Source organism: Ornithinibacillus halotolerans, assembly GCF_014637405.1.
Lineage (GTDB): Bacteria > Bacillota > Bacilli > Bacillales > Amphibacillaceae > Ornithinibacillus > Ornithinibacillus halotolerans.
The window spans coordinates 25537-40667 of sequence record NZ_BMEY01000015.1 but is presented as its reverse complement, the minus strand read 5'-3'; the positions used below and the strand labels follow the sequence as shown (position 1 = coordinate 40667).

Sequence of the window (15131 nt, the reverse complement as noted above, 5' to 3'; positions counted from 1 at the left end):
AGGAGAATAAATGGCTAATGAATCAGATTTTTATCAAGTGTATGAAGTATTCAGTAGAAGAGGAAATAAAGCTCCAATGCAACATCAATTTAGTTTATTAGCACCAAATAAAGAAATGGCGATGATGATGGCTCAAGAAAACTTCATGCGTCGTGAAGAAGTAATAGATATATGGGTTGTAAAGCAAAATGATATTCGTAAGATGACAAGTGAAGAAAGGCAAGGCTTAACAAAACGGCTTGATAATAAACAATACCGGACAACAAAAGGATATGGGTATCTCCGTCAAAAGTGGAAGGAGAAAGAACAAGGCATGTTAGATGAAAAAGAAATCATGTCATGGAAAGAGGTGAAGAAAAAATGAGTCAACACATTGAAACTGCTGAACAAGCCAAACAAGATTCTACTTATTTGGAGGCATTAAAGGAACTTCTTTTTCAGTTAGGAGACGATGACCTAATTATTTCTTTTCGAGGCTCAGAATGGCTAGGCCTTGCACCTCATATAGAAGAAGATGTTGCCTATTCTTCCATCACGCAAAATACAATGGGGCATGCTGCAATGTACTATAACTTATTAGATGAACTTGGAGTAGGAAAGGCAGATGTGTTGGCCCATGATCGCATTCCTAAACAACGTAGGAACGGGACTTATTTGGAAAAGCGTAATGGAGAAGGGACATATTTAGAAGAACCATACTATGACTGGGCGTTAGCGGTCGTTCGTAATTATCTTTATGAAGTATTTAAGAAGATAAAATTGGAAGCGATTGCAAACAGTTCTTACCAGCCGTTAGCTTTTGTCGCCAGAAAAGTATTAATGGAGCATCCATATCACCTTGCGCATTGGAAACTTTGGATGGAGCAATTACAAAGTGCAACCGATGAATCAAAAAAACGAATAAATGAACGTGTTCAGGAAGCGTGGAAAGAATTCGAAGATGTACTCGAGTTGGGTCCATTAGCCAATGACATGAGAAGTAAGCAACTTATAGCGATTGGTGAAGAAGAAATGAAAGAACGTTGGTTAGAGGAAGTTAAGAGCGTCTTGGTAGATGTGCCTGACAGTCCTTTAGAGAAAAAATATGGAAACGGTAGAAACGGGGAACATACGACTGACTTAAACCAAGCATTAGATATACTCTCTGAAGTTTATGCAAGTGATAAAGCAGCTATCTGGTAAGGCATGGATTACTAGTTAGATGAATATCCATAAAAAGGAGAGGAGTTGAGCGAGATAGATAGATTAGAAGAAATTACTGCTGTACTTAAGACTGTGGATGATCCTGAACTCCCGTCTGTCAGTGTCTATGATTTAGGGATGGTGCATAAGGTGAACGTAGAAGAGGATACAATTACGATTCAAATGGTTCCAACTTTTGCGGGTTGTCCGGCACTAGATTTCATAGAAATAAAAGTGAAAAGAGCAATCGAGGAGCTAGAGTGGGTAAAAGAATGCCATGTGAAATTTACAATGGAACACCAGTGGTCCACAGAGGCAATTACAAATAAAGGGAAAGAAGAATTAAAGAAACATGGAATTGCCCCTCCACCAGAAAATTACCGTCCGGGTGATGAGTGGTCTGTAAATTGTCCATATTGTGATTCCACGTATACATCGATGGAAAATGTCTTCGGTCCGACAGCATGTAGAAGTATTTTATATTGTCATTCTTGTAGAAATCCGTTTGAAGCGATGAAACCGGTAGTTAAGCCACAAATATCAATGAAAAAATAGGGGGAAATAAGATGGTAAAACTAATTGCGTTATATAAACAACCAAAAGATAAGGAAGCGTTTGATGAACATTACTTTAACACCCATGCACCTCTTACTAGTAAAATTCCAGGTTTAAGAAAAATGGAAGTTACTAAAATAGTAGGTTCACCAATGGGAGATAGTGAGTTTTATCTGTTATGTGAAATGTATTATGACGACCATGAATCGTTACAAAAAGCAATGCGTACCGATGAAGGAAAAGCATCTGGTAGAGATGTGATGAAATTTGCGGGTGATATTGTCACGCTAATGATTGGTGAAGAGGTAGATGAATAAGTATATAAAGGCTTTTTCTGAAGATCATGTTGGGGTTATTCAGCTAGATCGACCAAACGTTTTAAATGCCTTGAATCGAGAAATGGTTACAGAAATTGTCTCCCAATTACAGTCATTTGAAAATAACGAAGACATCCGCGTTATTGTCATTCGTGGGAATGAACTAGCATTTGCAGCAGGAGCAGATATTGACGAAATGCGAGATGCTAGTCCATTAGATTTGGAATTGTTAAACCCTTTTGCTGAATGGGATAAAATTAGTTTAATTAAAAAGCCAATCCTTGCTGCTGTTAATGGTTTTGCTTTAGGTGGGGGCTTTGAATTAGCCCTCCACTGTGATGTCATCCTTGCAGCTGAAGATGCTAAGTTTGGATTTCCAGAAGTGAAGCTCGGTGTATTACCTGGTGCGGGTGGTACGCAATTTTTAACGAAGGCAATGGGAACACGGAAAGCATTAGAGTGGATTTGGTTAGGAGAACAGATGACTGCCAATGAAGCATTGAAATACGGAGTAATTAACCGTGTAGTTGCGAAAGAACTAGTTGTTGAAGAAACAATGAGACTTGCATTTCAATTAGTTGAACAGCCACCAATCTCACTAAGACTAATTAAAGAGGCAGTTTATGCTGCTCGAGATTTGCCTTTACAAGAAGGGAAGAATTTAGAACGGAAGAATTTTTACTTAGCATTTGCCTCAGAAGACCAAAAAGAAGGAATGCAAGCTTTTATAGATAAACGTCCACCAACCTTTAAGGGGCGATGAATATGGGATTTGAAACAATACTATTTGAGAAAAAAGATTCTGTAGCTGAGATTACTCTCAACCGGCCACAGGCATACAATGCCTTTACGGAGCAGATGAATAAGGAAATAAAGAAAGCCTTAGTAAATGCGACAAAGGATGATGACATCAAATGTATTGTCATTACTGGAAGCGGTAAAGCATTTTGCTCTGGCCAAGATTTAAGTGAAGTAGATAATCAAACAAATCATGCCAATTTCTTGAGAGACAGGTATCATCCAATGTTAAAAACATTAAAAGAGACACCGAAGCCGGTCATAGCTGCAATTAATGGAACAGCAGCAGGAGCTGGAATGGGATTGGCGTTAGCTTGTGATTTTCGGCTAATGCGAAGTAATGCCAAACTCGTCAGTGCTTTTATGAATATTGGACTAGTACCAGATTCTGGCTTTCTTTATCATTTACCGCGAATGGTTGGTTATGCAAAAGCGTTAGAAATAGCTGCATTAGGAAAACCATTAACGGCTGAAGAAGCGAGAGAACTTGGTGTAGTAACGAATGTCCTTAATGAAGAAGAGTGGGACTCGGGAGTTAACGAATTTGTTCTAAGAATTGCAAGCTTACCAACAAAGGCATTTTCATTAATTAAACGTTACATGCAAAATAGCATGAACATTGACTACGATACATTTTTAGAGCAAGAAGCATATGCCCAAAGAGTTGCAGGTTTATCGGAAGATCACCAGGAAGGGTTACAAGCATTTATAGAAAAAAGGAAACCAAATTTTATAGGGAAATGAGGGGATGAACATGAAACAAACAGTAGCGGAAAAAATAACAGCGGTTGGAGAAATGAAACGGTCACATTACTCCATGATAATAAACGGTGAACGAGTGGAGAGTGTTTCAGGAAATATGTTTGAAACATATGATCCAGCTAAAGGTGAGGTCATTGCAACGATTGCAAAGGCAACTATCGAGGATGCAGAGAAGGCAGTACAAGCAGCGAGGAATTCCTTTGATAACGGAAAGTGGCGGAAGTATCCGGTAGGTAAACGAGCGCGTGTATTAAATAAAATTGCTGCTATAATGCGGAGTCGTTTCAATGAATTATGTGAGTTGGAAGTATTAAATAGCGGAAAATCTATCGGTGCTGCCCAAGTACAAATTAATCAAGCGATAGAAGATTTTGAGTTTTATGCAGGAGCTATTGTGGGACACCGTGGAAAAGTGAATAATATGCCGAATGGGTTTTTTAACTATACCCATAAAGAGCCAGTTGGCGTTTGTGCGCAAATTATCCCGTGGAACTATCCAATGATGATGGCTGCCTGGAAAATTGCTCCAGCAATTGCTGCAGGTTGTTCGGTTGTTGTAAAACCAGCAAGCTTAACTCCGATTACGGCAATTATTTTAAATGAAATTTGCCATGAAGCAGGTGTACCAGAAGGGGTAGTGAATACTGTTCCAGGCGCGGGCCAAGTAGTTGGCGATTACTTAGTAACGCATAAAGATGTCAATAAAGTAGCTTTCACAGGATCGACACCAACAGGTCGAGACATCATGGAAAAAGCATCTAGTACTTTAAAACGTTTAACACTGGAGTTAGGTGGTAAATCTCCAAGTATCGTGTTTGAGGATGCGGATATGGAAGCGGCTGTTGCAGGTTCTTTATTTGGAATCTTTTTCAATACAGGACAGTCGTGTGAAGCAAGATCTCGTTTATTCGTTCATGAAGCAATCTATGATGAATTCATGGAGCAGTTTGTCAGTCGTACAAAGAAATTAAAATTAGGCGATCCATTTGATAAAGGAACTCATCTTGGTTCGATAATTAGTCGTAGTCAACTAGAAAAAATCGATGCATATGTTCAATCAGCCATTGCTGATGGGGCAACCGTATTAACTGGTGGTAAGGAAATAAAAATAGAAGGCTTTGAAAATGGTTACTGGTATGAGCCAACGATCATTGCTGATGTTACTCCTGATATGAAAGTAGTTCAAGAAGAGATTTTCGGCCCAGTAGTTGTTGTGGAGAAGTTTACCGATGAGCGGGAAGTAATTAAGCGTGCAAATGATACGGAATATGGATTAGGTTCTGCAGTTTGGACGACAAATCAAGCTAGAGCTACTCGAGTAGCGCACCAAATTCAAGCGGGGATTGTAATGATTAACAGCCCGTTCTCTGCATTCCCTGGAACACCATTTGGCGGCTATAAGCAATCTGGATTTGGCCGTGAATTAACGGTGGAAACATTAGATTTATATATGGAAGATAAGAGTGTATTGTCATATTACGGGCCGAAGCCAATTAATCCGTTTGGGGTTTAGGGAGTTTGTATTTCTTTGTGCCCGGATTTAGGTGGATCTGGGGAGAAAGGTAACATATGAGCGTTCTATAAGCCCGAACCAGATGGAATTGAGATGAAAGGTAACATAGAGTCGTTCTATAAGCCCGAGCCAGATGGAATTAGGTTGAAAGGTAACATATGAGCGTTCTATAAGCCCGAACCAGATGGAATTGGGATGAAAGGTAACATAGAGTCGTTCTATAAGCCCGAACCAGATGGAATTAGGTTGAAAGGTAACATAGAGTCGCTCTATGAGCCCGAAGCCGATCGAAATAGCGTGAAAGTTAACATACGAGCGTTCTATGGGCCTAAAGCCAGATGGAATTAGTGTGAAAGGTAACATTGGAAACGCCTTGTTTGCCAACCTAAATGCACAATTAGTATCAAAGAATACCAGAAGAAATCTGATCAGAAATAAATAGTAGAACGAACAAAGGACTTCATTTTAACGAAAGGAAGACCATCAATGACGATAAAACGGATTACCGTTGTTGGGGCTGGAGTTATGGGACGTGGCATTGCCTACGTCTCTGCTCTCTCCAGTTTCGAAACAACACTCGTTGATATATCTCAGCAGCAATTAAAAGCAGCATTAGAAAACATGAAACTGTTAGCTGAGAAGGCAGTTGCTAAAAAGAAACTATCAAAAGAGCAGTCTAGTAATCTATTCAACAACCTACATACGTCTCTGGACCTCCAAGCAGTTGTAAAAGAGACCGATTTTGTAATCGAAGCAGTTCCCGAAAAGCGAGAGCTCAAAAAACAAGTTCTTGAAACAATTGATCAATATGCACCGAACCATATCATCATTGCCTCCAATACCTCAACGATAAGCCCAACAGAATTAGGATCGTACACAACTAGACCAAATCAAGTTGCAGCAATGCATTTTTTTAATCCAGTCCATCGAATGAGATTGGTAGAGATTGTGAAAGGATTAGAAACTGCTCCGGAAACAGTACATATTATTCGGGAAGTAGCAGAACAAATGGGGAAAGAAACAGTCGAAGTTAAGGAGTTTCCAGGTTTTGTAACGAGCCGAATTAGTGCCATGGTCGGAAATGAAGCTTTCTATATGCTTCAAGAAGGAGTTGCATCTGCTGAAGATATCGACAAAGCCATTAAGCTTGGACTTAATTATCCAATGGGACCTCTAGAACTTGGCGATTTAGTTGGGTTAGATACGAGGTTGAATAATTTAAAGTACTTACATGAGACCTTAGGAGAGAAATTCCGCCCTGCTCCATTATTAGAACAATATGTTAAAGCGGGGAGGTTAGGTAGAAAAACTGGACGTGGAGTATATGAGTACACGAATGAAGGTGAGAGGATACCGAAATGAGAGAAGTCGTGATTGTTGATGCAGTAAGAACTCCAATTGGAAGGTATAAAGGAGCGTTAAAGGATATTCGTCCGGACGATTTAGGAGCGATCGTGATAAAAGCATTAATGGAACGAAATCCGAACGTACTACCAGATCAAATTGAAGAAGTTGTATTAGGAAATGCAAATCAAGCAGGGGAAGATAATCGAAATGTTGCTCGAATGTCTGCTTTACTTGCTGGGCTTCCTGTTGAAGTTGGAGGCACTACAATTAATCGCTTATGTGGTTCTGGTTTAGATGCAGTTATCTATGCTTCACGTGCTATTGCTGTTGGAGAAGGGGACATATTTATTGCTGGTGGAACGGAAAGTATGACCCGTGCTCCGTTTGTTATGGCAAAACCAGAGAAGGATTTTCCGAGAGGTAATATGGAACTTTATGATACTACCATTGGATGGCGCTTTGTGAACCCTGTTCTCGAGGAAATGTATGGAACAGACTCAATGCCACAAACTGCAGAAAATGTAGCAGAACGCTTCCAAATTAGTCGGGAGGAACAAGATAAGTTTGCCTATCTTAGTCAACAAAAGGCAAAAAAGGCAATGGATGAAAATAAGTTTTCTAGTGAACTAGTACCAGTTATCTATCACGATAAAAAAGGGAATGAAATTCGGGTAGAGCATGATGAACATCCTCGTCCCAATACGACACTAGAAAAGCTAGAGAAGTTAAATCCATTATTTGAAAATGGAACGATTACTGCAGGGAACGCATCAGGTGTAAACGATGGAGCATCCGCGCTTTTAATCATGAGTGCAGAGAAGGCGGATGAATTGGGGTTAAAACCACTTGCAAGATATGTGACAAGTGCAACTGCTGGACTTGATCCAGCCATTATGGGGTTAGGCCCAATACACTCTTCTAGAAAAGCACTACATCGTGCTGGGCTATCCATCAAAGATATCGGACTAGTAGAGCTAAACGAAGCATTTGCCTCGCAATCTCTAGAATGTATCAATCAGCTGGAACTAGATTCTGAGATTGTAAATGTCAATGGAGGAGCAATTGCTTTTGGTCATCCACTTGGAGCAAGTGGGGCTAGAATTTTAACAACCCTTGTTCATGAGATGAAAAAACGAGAGACAACATATGGTTTGGCGACGATGTGTATTGGTGTTGGGCAAGGAATATCGATTATTGTTGAAGGGATGTAGGCGTACCATTACTGAAGTGAGTTAATGGATTGGATTGTAGTTGATTCAACCGAAATTGGATACAAATCAACCGTATATGGACCCTAATCAACCGAAAAGGCATCCGAATCAACCAAATTCCACTCTCCTAAAACCATAAGAAAGGAGAATTGTAATGCGAACTATCTTGTTAGAAATTAAAAACAAAATCGCCTATATCACCCTAAGCCGCGAAGAAGCACTTAATGCTTTCAACTACCAAATGCTTTCTGAACTTCAGGAAATTATAGAAGAAATTCATCTTAATCAAGAGATACGGGCGGTTATAATTACTGGAGCTGGTGATCGAGCATTTAGTGCGGGAGCAGATTTAAAAGAAAGAAAAACATTAACCGAACAAGAAGTGAGGCGAAATGTTAAAGCTATCCGAGATGCTTTTGATGCGATTGCAAATTTACCACAGCCAACAATTGCTGCAGTGAATGGATATTGCTTTGGCGGTGGGTTTGAATTAATGCTAGCTTGTGATTTCGTTATCGCAGTAAAAGGAGTAAAGATGGGGTTAACGGAAACAAGTTGGGCGATAATACCAGGTGCTGGTGGAACACAACGATTACCAAGATTAATTGGAGAAATGAAAGCAAAGGAATTAATCTTAACTGCAAAAAAGATAACTGCAGAGGAAGCACTAGAACTTGGGATTATCCTTCAAGTAACGGAACATGATTCGCTAATCGAAGAATGTAATCAGCTTGCCGCAAAGATTCTTCAAAATGGGCCAGTTGCAGTGACACAAGCGAAGTATGCCATCTCACTTGGCATGAATACTGATTTAAAAACAGGATTAGATATTGAAGCAAAAGCTTATGAACTTATAATACCTACCGAAGATCGATTAGAAGCATTACAAGCATTTAGTCAAAAGCGTTCCCCAAACTTTCAGGGGAGATAGGGGGTAACATGAATAGAGTAACGAACATACTAAACATTCAGTACCCCATTATACAAGGGGGAATGGGGAATATATCGAATGCCGAACTAACTGCAGCCGTTTCAGAAGCTGGTGGCCTTGGGACAATTGGGTGTGGCACTATGCCCCCTACAGAAGTTGAAAAAATTATATTAGAAACAAAAGAGCGAACACTCAAACCATTTGCTTTAAACATTGCGATTACTGTTTCTCCTTATGTAGCAGAATTAATAGATTTAAGTATAAAACATGATATTCCAGTCATATCTTTATCGGCTGGAAATCCAGCACCGTATATTCCGAAGTTACATGAACATGGAAAAATTGTTATGGCTATTGTTGCTTCGGTAAAGCATGCACAAAAAGCGGAAGCTGCAGGAGCAGATATTCTTGTTGCAGAAGGGTATGAGGCAGCTGGTATTAACTCCTCTTTAGAATTAACAACATTTACGCTTATTCCACAAATTGCCCAGAAGGTGAAAAAACCGATTGTTGCTGCTGGGGGAATTGGAGACGGAAAAGGACTTGCTGCTGCAGTCATGTTAGGGGCAGAAGGTGTACAAATGGGAACACGATTTATTGCAACGAAGGAAGCGCCATTTCATCCCATTTATAAAGAAAAACTGATCCAAGCAAACGGTACAGATGCAATTATTATCGGAAGAAGTATTGGAAGAATAAGACGGGTGTTGAACACGAATTACGTCCTTACACTCATGGAAAAAGAAAAACAAGGGGTATCATTACAAGAATTCACCCAACACACATCGGAATATTATCATGTGAATGGTGCGAAGAACGGTAACTTAGAACAAGGATTCTTAAATAGTGGTCAGGTAGCTGGATTGATCGAAGACATTCCGAGTGTAGAGGAATTAATCGACGATATGATAATCACTGCAAGAAACCAAATTCATAGTGGATTATCTGTTTTGGATCAACTACATCAATATAGTTCAAAAGATTTATAATTTTATAAAAATTTAATTGACCATGTTATTTTACGGTGATAAAATAACGTATAAATAACGCTGGTGAAAATTTAGTTATATAAATTTAAGCGTTAAATAATGGAGGTTTACAAATGATAGAGTCTTACCCGTTAAGGCAAATAATCGATGACGAAGGTAACCTAATTGATAGCAATAATCGAGATTTGATAAACCGTGAATTAGTGCAAAAAGCATACTTTAATATGTACCGAATTCGTACATTTGATAAAAAAGCAAAAAGCTTACAAAGACAAGGAAGAATTGGAACATACCCTCCATTTGAAGGGCAGGAAGCAGCACAAGTAGGAAGTGCCTTAGCCCTTGGAGAGAATGACTGGATTTTCCCGACTTATCGTGATCATGGAGCGATGCTTACATATGGTGCCGACATGACAAGAACATTTTTATATTGGAATGGCAGAATGGAAGGATGTGTACCACCAGAAGGAAAACATATTTTCCCAGCTGCTGTACCGATTGCAACTCAGCTTCTGCATGCTGTTGGTGCATCATGGGCAGAGAAACGGAAAGGAACAAATGCAATCGCTATTGCTTATTTCGGAGATGGGGCAACATCTGAAGGTGATTTTCATGAGGGGCTAAATTTTGCCAGTGTCTTTCAAACACCAACTATCTTTTTTAATCAAAATAATGGCTATGCGATTTCTGTCCCGTTTGAACGACAAACAAACTCAAAAACGATTGCGCAAAAGGGAGTAGCTTATGATATTCCGAGTGTTCGTGTGGATGGAAATGACTTTTTTGCCGTCTATTTTGAAATGCAAAAAGCCGTTAAGAGGGCAAGAACTGGTGGTGGCCCTTCATTAATTGAAGCTGTCACTTGGCGGACTGGAGCTCATACAACTGCAGATGACCCAACGAAGTATCGTCCAGAAGGCCTTGGAGAAGATGTCGTAGACCCACTTGTTCGATTGGAGCGTTTTATGAAAAATGCTGAGTATTGGGATGAAGCGTTTATTACGACTACTCACGTAGAAGTGGAAGAAGAAGTTGAAGCGGCTGTGAAAGCAATGGAAGATTACCCAGCGCCAAGAGTCGAGGACTTATTTGATTATGTCTTTGCGGAGCTTCCAGAACAACTTAAAAAGCAAAAAGCATCCTATTTGCAGTTGTTAGGAGGGCAATAAATGACTACTGAATATACAAAGTTAGATACTGCTACTAAGAGTTTAACATTGATTCAAGCAATTAATGAGGGGATGGAAACTGTACTAGAGCAGGATCCATCAACATTAATACTAGGAGAAGATGTCGGAAAAAATGGTGGTGTATTCCGAGCAACAGATGGACTACAAGAGAAGTTTGGTGAGGATCGTGTCATTGATACACCTCTATCAGAATCGGGCATTATCGGAACGTCAGTTGGTCTTGCAGTAAATGGCTTTAAACCAATTGCAGAAATCCAGTTTATGGGATTTATTTATCCAGCTTATGACCAGATTATGACTCACGTATCCCGCATACGAATGCGCACAATGGGACGTTACTCCGTTCCAATGGTAATCCGTGCCCCATTTGGAGCGGGTGTTCGAGCGCCAGAGATCCACTCCGATAGTGCAGAAAGCTTGTTTACCCATATGCCGGGGATTAAGGTCGTTTGTCCAGCAACTCCAGTAGATGCCAAAGGTTTACTTATTGCAGCAGTGAACGATCCTGACCCAGTTTTATATATGGAGCCAATGCATAGTTATCGAGCTTTTCGAGAAGAAGTGCCAGTGGAATCTTATACGGTAGAAATTGGCAAGGGTAAAATACGCAAGGAGGGAGAGGATGTAACACTCATTACATGGGGAGCAATGGTTCCTATCGTAGAAAAGGTTGCAAGGCAAGCAGATGCTAAAGGAATTAGCTGTGAAGTAATTGACTTACGAACGTTGTATCCAATTGACCAAGAAATCATAAGTGAATCTGTTCAAAAGACAGGTCGTGCTGTCATTATTCATGAAGCACCAGGAACAGGTGGACTTGGAAATGATGTTGTTTCTATTATAAATGACACTTCATTCTTATATTTAAAAGCACCAACAGAAAGAGTAACAGGATTTGATGTGCCAGTTCCATTTTTTAGTCTAGAAAAACATTATTTACCTACACCTGAGCGTATTTTTAAATCTATTGAAAAAGTAACAAATTTTTAGAAGAAACGAATAGTATTGATAATTATTTTTTTAATTGTTTAACTATCTATTGGGCTTAGGGGTAAGCGTTTCCAAGATGAAAGAATTGTCAAAAAATAGGCTTGACTAGAGTTTTCAGTATGTTATAATTTCTCAAATTATAAAATTAGTTTAGAAGAGAATAAGGGGGAGTAAAGGTGAGAAGTATTAAAATTTTAGTTTTAGCATTAATTAGTATTATTGTTTTATCCGCATGTGGTACGAGTAACAATAATGGGGATGGAGATGGAAATGGAAACGGAGATGGAGATACATATAAAATCGGTACTTCCGTAATCGTAGAACATCCATCATTAGACAATGCATTAAAAGGCTTTAAAAAAGCATTGGAAGACGCTGGTCTTAATGTAGAGTATGATGATAAAAATGCACAAGGTGATCAAAACAACTTAGGACCTATCAATGATGCATTTGTTGCGGATGACGTTGACTTAATTTTTGCCAATTCAACACCAGCAGCTTTATCTGCATTAGAAGCGACGAAAGATGCAAAGGATATTCCAGTTTTATTCACGTCAGTTACAGATGCTGTTGATGCAGGAATAGTCGAGGCAATGGATAAACCAGGTGAAAATATAACTGGGGTTGTTGACCTTCACCCAGATGCAATTAAAGAAACAGTTAATTTCATCGATAAGTACTTCCCTAATTCAACTGTAGGTCTATTATATAATTCAGGAGAAGCGAACTCAGTTACACAAATTGAAGCTGTGTTAGCAGCAGGCGAAGGTACTTCTTTAACATTTAAAGAACGTACTGTTGGAAATTCTTCAGAAGTTCAACAGGCTGCAAATTCATTAGTGAATGAAATTGATTTATTCTATATTGTTACAGATAACATGGTTGTTTCAGCACTTGACAGTGTAGTTGGAGTAGCAAATGATCAAGACATTCCATTAGTAGTTGGAGAGCCTGATTCTGTAGCTAAAGGTGGGTTTGCAACATTTGGTATTGATTACTTCACAATTGGATACCGTACAGGAGAAATGGCAGTTGAAATCTTAAAAGATGGTAAAAAGCCAAATGAAATTAATGTAGAGTATCCTCCAGAAATCCAATTATTCATTAATAAAGAAGCTGCTGAAGAGCAAGGTATTGAATGGAACGCTGATTGGGATGAAGATGCTCAATTTATTGAGACAGCTACTGAGTAATAATAAATGTACCCTATAAGTCCAAATTTGAAGCAGGCTCTAGGCCTGCTTCTCTATTCTAACTAGATAATTCCCACATTTATCCAAAGTTAAATGTGGGAAAGGAGGTAAAATCACGTGCTTTATTCTTTATTTGGTGCTGTTGAGTCTGGAGTTATATATGCAATTATGGCTTTAGGGGTATATTTAACCTTCCGAGTATTAGATTTTCCTGATTTAACAGTTGATGGTAGTTTTGTAACTGGTGCCGGTGTAGCTGCGATCTCTATTGTAAATGGTGTATCACCCATCGTTGCTACTATGTTAGCGATTGTTGCTGGATTTATTGCAGGATGTGTCACTGGTCTTCTTCATACGAAGGGAAAAATAAATGCATTATTATCAGGGATTTTGATGATGATTGCATTATATTCGATAAATTTACGAATAATGGGTCGACCAACTGTATCATTAAATAACGAAGATACTATCTTCTCACAACTTCGTGAAATTTGGCCTGCAGGAATTGATGAATTCCTAGGTGGCATGTTTACTGCAGTTGGTTCAAGAGCTCCTGCAACATGGGTAATTCTCTTCTTTATGATTATCGTTACACTAGCAATTAAATTCTTATCAGATTATTTCTTGAAAACAGAAGTTGGTCTAGCATTACGAGCAACGGGAGATAACAAGAAGATGATTCGTAGTTTTTCTGCGAATACAGATAACTTGATTATTTTAGGTGTTGGTATTTCAAATGCGATGGTTGCTTTAAGTGGGGCATTAATTGCTCAGCTAGGCGGGTTTGCAGATGCATCCATGGGAATTGGGATGATTGTTATTGGTTTGGCATCTGTTATTATCGGTGAAGCATTATTTGGAAAGAGGACGATTGTTATTACAACTCTTGCTGTAATCGGCGGGGCAATTATTTATCGTATCGTTGTCACCATTGCACTACGTGTCGAGTTTCTAGATACGAGTGACATGAAGATGATTACTGCATTTATTGTCATGCTAGCACTTGTTACACCGCGAATGATGCAGGCAAGAAGAGATAAAAAACGCCGTTTACAGAAGCGGGCAGCACTTGAACAAGCAAGGGAGGGAGCCTAATATGCTACAAGTAAATGATGTTTCTATTACATTTAATGAAGGGACTCCCGATGAGAAAAAAGCTTTACAAGGCATTAATTTGAAACTTAAAGAAGGAGAGTTTGTTACCGTAATTGGAAGTAACGGGGCAGGCAAGTCCACTATGATGAATGTTATTTCCGGTAACTTAATACCGGATATTGGTGATGTAACCATATCTGATAAAAATGTTACCATGTTACCAGAATATAAACGGTCACAATATATTGGTCGGGTATTCCAAGATCCGATGGCTGGAACTGCTCCTGCAATGACGATTGAAGAAAATCTAGCTCTTGCTTATTCTCGTATACGGAAAAGAAAGCTAATACCTGGAGTTAATAAGCAACGTAAGTCGGAGTTTAGAGATCATTTGAGCACACTTAATTTAGGATTAGAGAATCGTCTCAATGCAAAAGTAGGCTTATTGTCAGGTGGGGAAAGACAGGCATTATCTTTATTAATGGCTACTTTCACTAATCCAAATATCCTCCTTTTGGATGAACATACTGCCGCGCTTGACCCAGCTCGTGCAGAATTAATTACAAACCTAACTAAAAAAGTTGTAGAAGAACATAATTTGACAACGTTAATGGTAACTCATAATATGCAACAAGCCCTTGATTTAGGAAATCGTCTGATCATGATGGACAAAGGGCAGATTATTTTAGACATTGATGGGGAGAAGAAACAAAACTTAACAATTGAAGACTTACTAAAAGAATTCCAACGTATTCGTGGAGAACAATTTGAAAGTGATCGTGCTGTGTTGGGGTAATGATGATTATGAAAAACAGGAGTGTGAGTACTCCTGTTTTTTGTTTGGTTGCTATTCTCGACTGTATGTTGGAAAAAATTAAGTTTTATTTGGTGCTGATAGAGGATCCCGTAATCATTAGCGCAGAAAAATAACTAAAAATGAAGTTGATGTAAGTTCTCATAAACATTAACTCAAGAAAACTGGTTAAAATGTAGTTGATAACCACCCTCATAAACATTAGCAACGAAAATTAACATTAAAATGTTAATGACAGCCGTTC

Annotated in this window: 16 protein-coding genes; all 16 read left to right on the top strand. The window is 39.0% G+C overall.

The window, feature by feature from the left end; all coding sequences use genetic code 11:
* Window positions 1-10: 10 nt before the first annotated feature.
* Window positions 11-364 (top strand): 1,2-phenylacetyl-CoA epoxidase subunit PaaB, encoded by a 354-nt coding sequence (paaB, locus tag IEV35_RS13895; RefSeq protein WP_188385267.1) that lies wholly within the window; start codon window positions 11-13, stop codon window positions 362-364.
* A complete protein-coding gene (paaC, locus tag IEV35_RS13890) occupies window positions 361-1182 on the top strand; it encodes a 1,2-phenylacetyl-CoA epoxidase subunit PaaC (protein WP_188385266.1) in 822 nt (273 codons plus the stop codon). Before paaB ends, paaC begins: the two co-directional genes overlap by 4 nt.
* A 45-nt stretch (window positions 1183-1227) precedes the next feature.
* Entirely contained in the window at window positions 1228-1737 is a 510-nt protein-coding gene (paaD, locus tag IEV35_RS13885) for a 1,2-phenylacetyl-CoA epoxidase subunit PaaD (RefSeq protein WP_188385265.1), read from the top strand.
* 11 nt (window positions 1738-1748) lie between these two features.
* Window positions 1749-2054 (top strand): EthD family reductase, encoded by a 306-nt coding sequence (locus tag IEV35_RS13880; RefSeq protein WP_188385264.1) that lies wholly within the window; start codon window positions 1749-1751, stop codon window positions 2052-2054.
* Complete coding sequence (locus IEV35_RS13875; RefSeq protein ID WP_188385263.1) at window positions 2047-2817, top strand: enoyl-CoA hydratase/isomerase family protein; 771 nt, start codon at window positions 2047-2049, stop codon at window positions 2815-2817. The genes IEV35_RS13880 and IEV35_RS13875 overlap by 8 nt, the downstream gene beginning before the upstream one ends.
* Window positions 2818-2819: 2 nt before the next feature.
* On the top strand, window positions 2820-3596 hold the full coding sequence (locus tag IEV35_RS13870; RefSeq protein ID WP_229740756.1) for an enoyl-CoA hydratase/isomerase family protein: 777 nt from the start codon (window positions 2820-2822) through the stop codon (window positions 3594-3596).
* 10 nt (window positions 3597-3606) lie between these two features.
* Window positions 3607-5127 carry an aldehyde dehydrogenase family protein gene (locus IEV35_RS13865; protein WP_188385261.1) on the top strand — a complete coding sequence of 507 codons (1521 nt, stop codon included), beginning with the start codon at window positions 3607-3609 and terminating at the stop codon, window positions 5125-5127.
* 486 nt (window positions 5128-5613) lie between these two features.
* Window positions 5614-6489, top strand: a complete 876-nt coding sequence (locus IEV35_RS13860; RefSeq protein WP_188385260.1) for a 3-hydroxyacyl-CoA dehydrogenase — start codon at window positions 5614-5616, stop codon at window positions 6487-6489.
* On the top strand, window positions 6486-7685 hold the full coding sequence (locus IEV35_RS13855) for an acetyl-CoA C-acyltransferase (RefSeq protein ID WP_188385259.1): 1200 nt from the start codon (window positions 6486-6488) through the stop codon (window positions 7683-7685). The genes IEV35_RS13860 and IEV35_RS13855 overlap by 4 nt, the downstream gene beginning before the upstream one ends.
* 154 nt (window positions 7686-7839) lie before the next feature.
* On the top strand, window positions 7840-8616 hold the full coding sequence (locus IEV35_RS13850; RefSeq protein WP_188385258.1) for an enoyl-CoA hydratase-related protein: 777 nt from the start codon (window positions 7840-7842) through the stop codon (window positions 8614-8616).
* An 8-nt stretch (window positions 8617-8624) separates the two neighbouring features.
* Window positions 8625-9605, top strand: a complete 981-nt coding sequence (locus IEV35_RS13845; protein ID WP_188385257.1) for an NAD(P)H-dependent flavin oxidoreductase — start codon at window positions 8625-8627, stop codon at window positions 9603-9605.
* Window positions 9606-9718: 113 nt separating this feature from the next.
* Window positions 9719-10774, top strand: a complete 1056-nt coding sequence (gene pdhA, locus IEV35_RS13840; RefSeq protein ID WP_188385256.1) for a pyruvate dehydrogenase (acetyl-transferring) E1 component subunit alpha — start codon at window positions 9719-9721, stop codon at window positions 10772-10774.
* Window positions 10775-11785 carry an alpha-ketoacid dehydrogenase subunit beta gene (locus IEV35_RS13835; protein ID WP_188385255.1) on the top strand — a complete coding sequence of 337 codons (1011 nt, stop codon included), beginning with the start codon at window positions 10775-10777 and terminating at the stop codon, window positions 11783-11785.
* Between the two features lie 176 nt (window positions 11786-11961).
* Entirely contained in the window at window positions 11962-12978 is a 1017-nt protein-coding gene (locus tag IEV35_RS13830; RefSeq protein ID WP_188385254.1) for an ABC transporter substrate-binding protein, read from the top strand.
* Window positions 12979-13095: 117 nt separating this feature from the next.
* On the top strand, window positions 13096-14073 hold the full coding sequence (locus IEV35_RS13825; protein ID WP_188385253.1) for an ABC transporter permease: 978 nt from the start codon (window positions 13096-13098) through the stop codon (window positions 14071-14073).
* Between the two features lies 1 nt (window position 14074).
* Complete coding sequence (locus tag IEV35_RS13820) at window positions 14075-14869, top strand: ABC transporter ATP-binding protein (RefSeq protein ID WP_188385252.1); 795 nt, start codon at window positions 14075-14077, stop codon at window positions 14867-14869.
* Window positions 14870-15131: the final 262 nt, after the last annotated feature.

Excerpts from the sequence above, each read along its gene's own strand:
- paaB (WP_188385267.1), top strand. The coding sequence starts at position 11 with ATGGCTAATGAATCAGATTTTTATCAAGTGTATGAAGTATTCAGTAGA.
- paaC (WP_188385266.1), top strand. The coding sequence starts at position 361 with ATGAGTCAACACATTGAAACTGCTGAACAAGCCAAACAAGATTCTACT.
- IEV35_RS13880 (WP_188385264.1), top strand. The coding sequence starts at position 1,749 with ATGGTAAAACTAATTGCGTTATATAAACAACCAAAAGATAAGGAAGCG.
- IEV35_RS13875 (WP_188385263.1), top strand. The coding sequence starts at position 2,047 with ATGAATAAGTATATAAAGGCTTTTTCTGAAGATCATGTTGGGGTTATT.
- IEV35_RS13870 (WP_229740756.1), top strand. The coding sequence starts at position 2,820 with ATGGGATTTGAAACAATACTATTTGAGAAAAAAGATTCTGTAGCTGAG.
- IEV35_RS13865 (WP_188385261.1), top strand. The coding sequence starts at position 3,607 with ATGAAACAAACAGTAGCGGAAAAAATAACAGCGGTTGGAGAAATGAAA.
- IEV35_RS13860 (WP_188385260.1), top strand. The coding sequence starts at position 5,614 with ATGACGATAAAACGGATTACCGTTGTTGGGGCTGGAGTTATGGGACGT.
- IEV35_RS13855 (WP_188385259.1), top strand. The coding sequence starts at position 6,486 with ATGAGAGAAGTCGTGATTGTTGATGCAGTAAGAACTCCAATTGGAAGG.
- IEV35_RS13850 (WP_188385258.1), top strand. The coding sequence starts at position 7,840 with ATGCGAACTATCTTGTTAGAAATTAAAAACAAAATCGCCTATATCACC.
- IEV35_RS13845 (WP_188385257.1), top strand. The coding sequence starts at position 8,625 with ATGAATAGAGTAACGAACATACTAAACATTCAGTACCCCATTATACAA.
- pdhA (WP_188385256.1), top strand. The coding sequence starts at position 9,719 with ATGATAGAGTCTTACCCGTTAAGGCAAATAATCGATGACGAAGGTAAC.
- IEV35_RS13835 (WP_188385255.1), top strand. The coding sequence starts at position 10,775 with ATGACTACTGAATATACAAAGTTAGATACTGCTACTAAGAGTTTAACA.
- IEV35_RS13820 (WP_188385252.1), top strand. The coding sequence starts at position 14,075 with ATGCTACAAGTAAATGATGTTTCTATTACATTTAATGAAGGGACTCCC.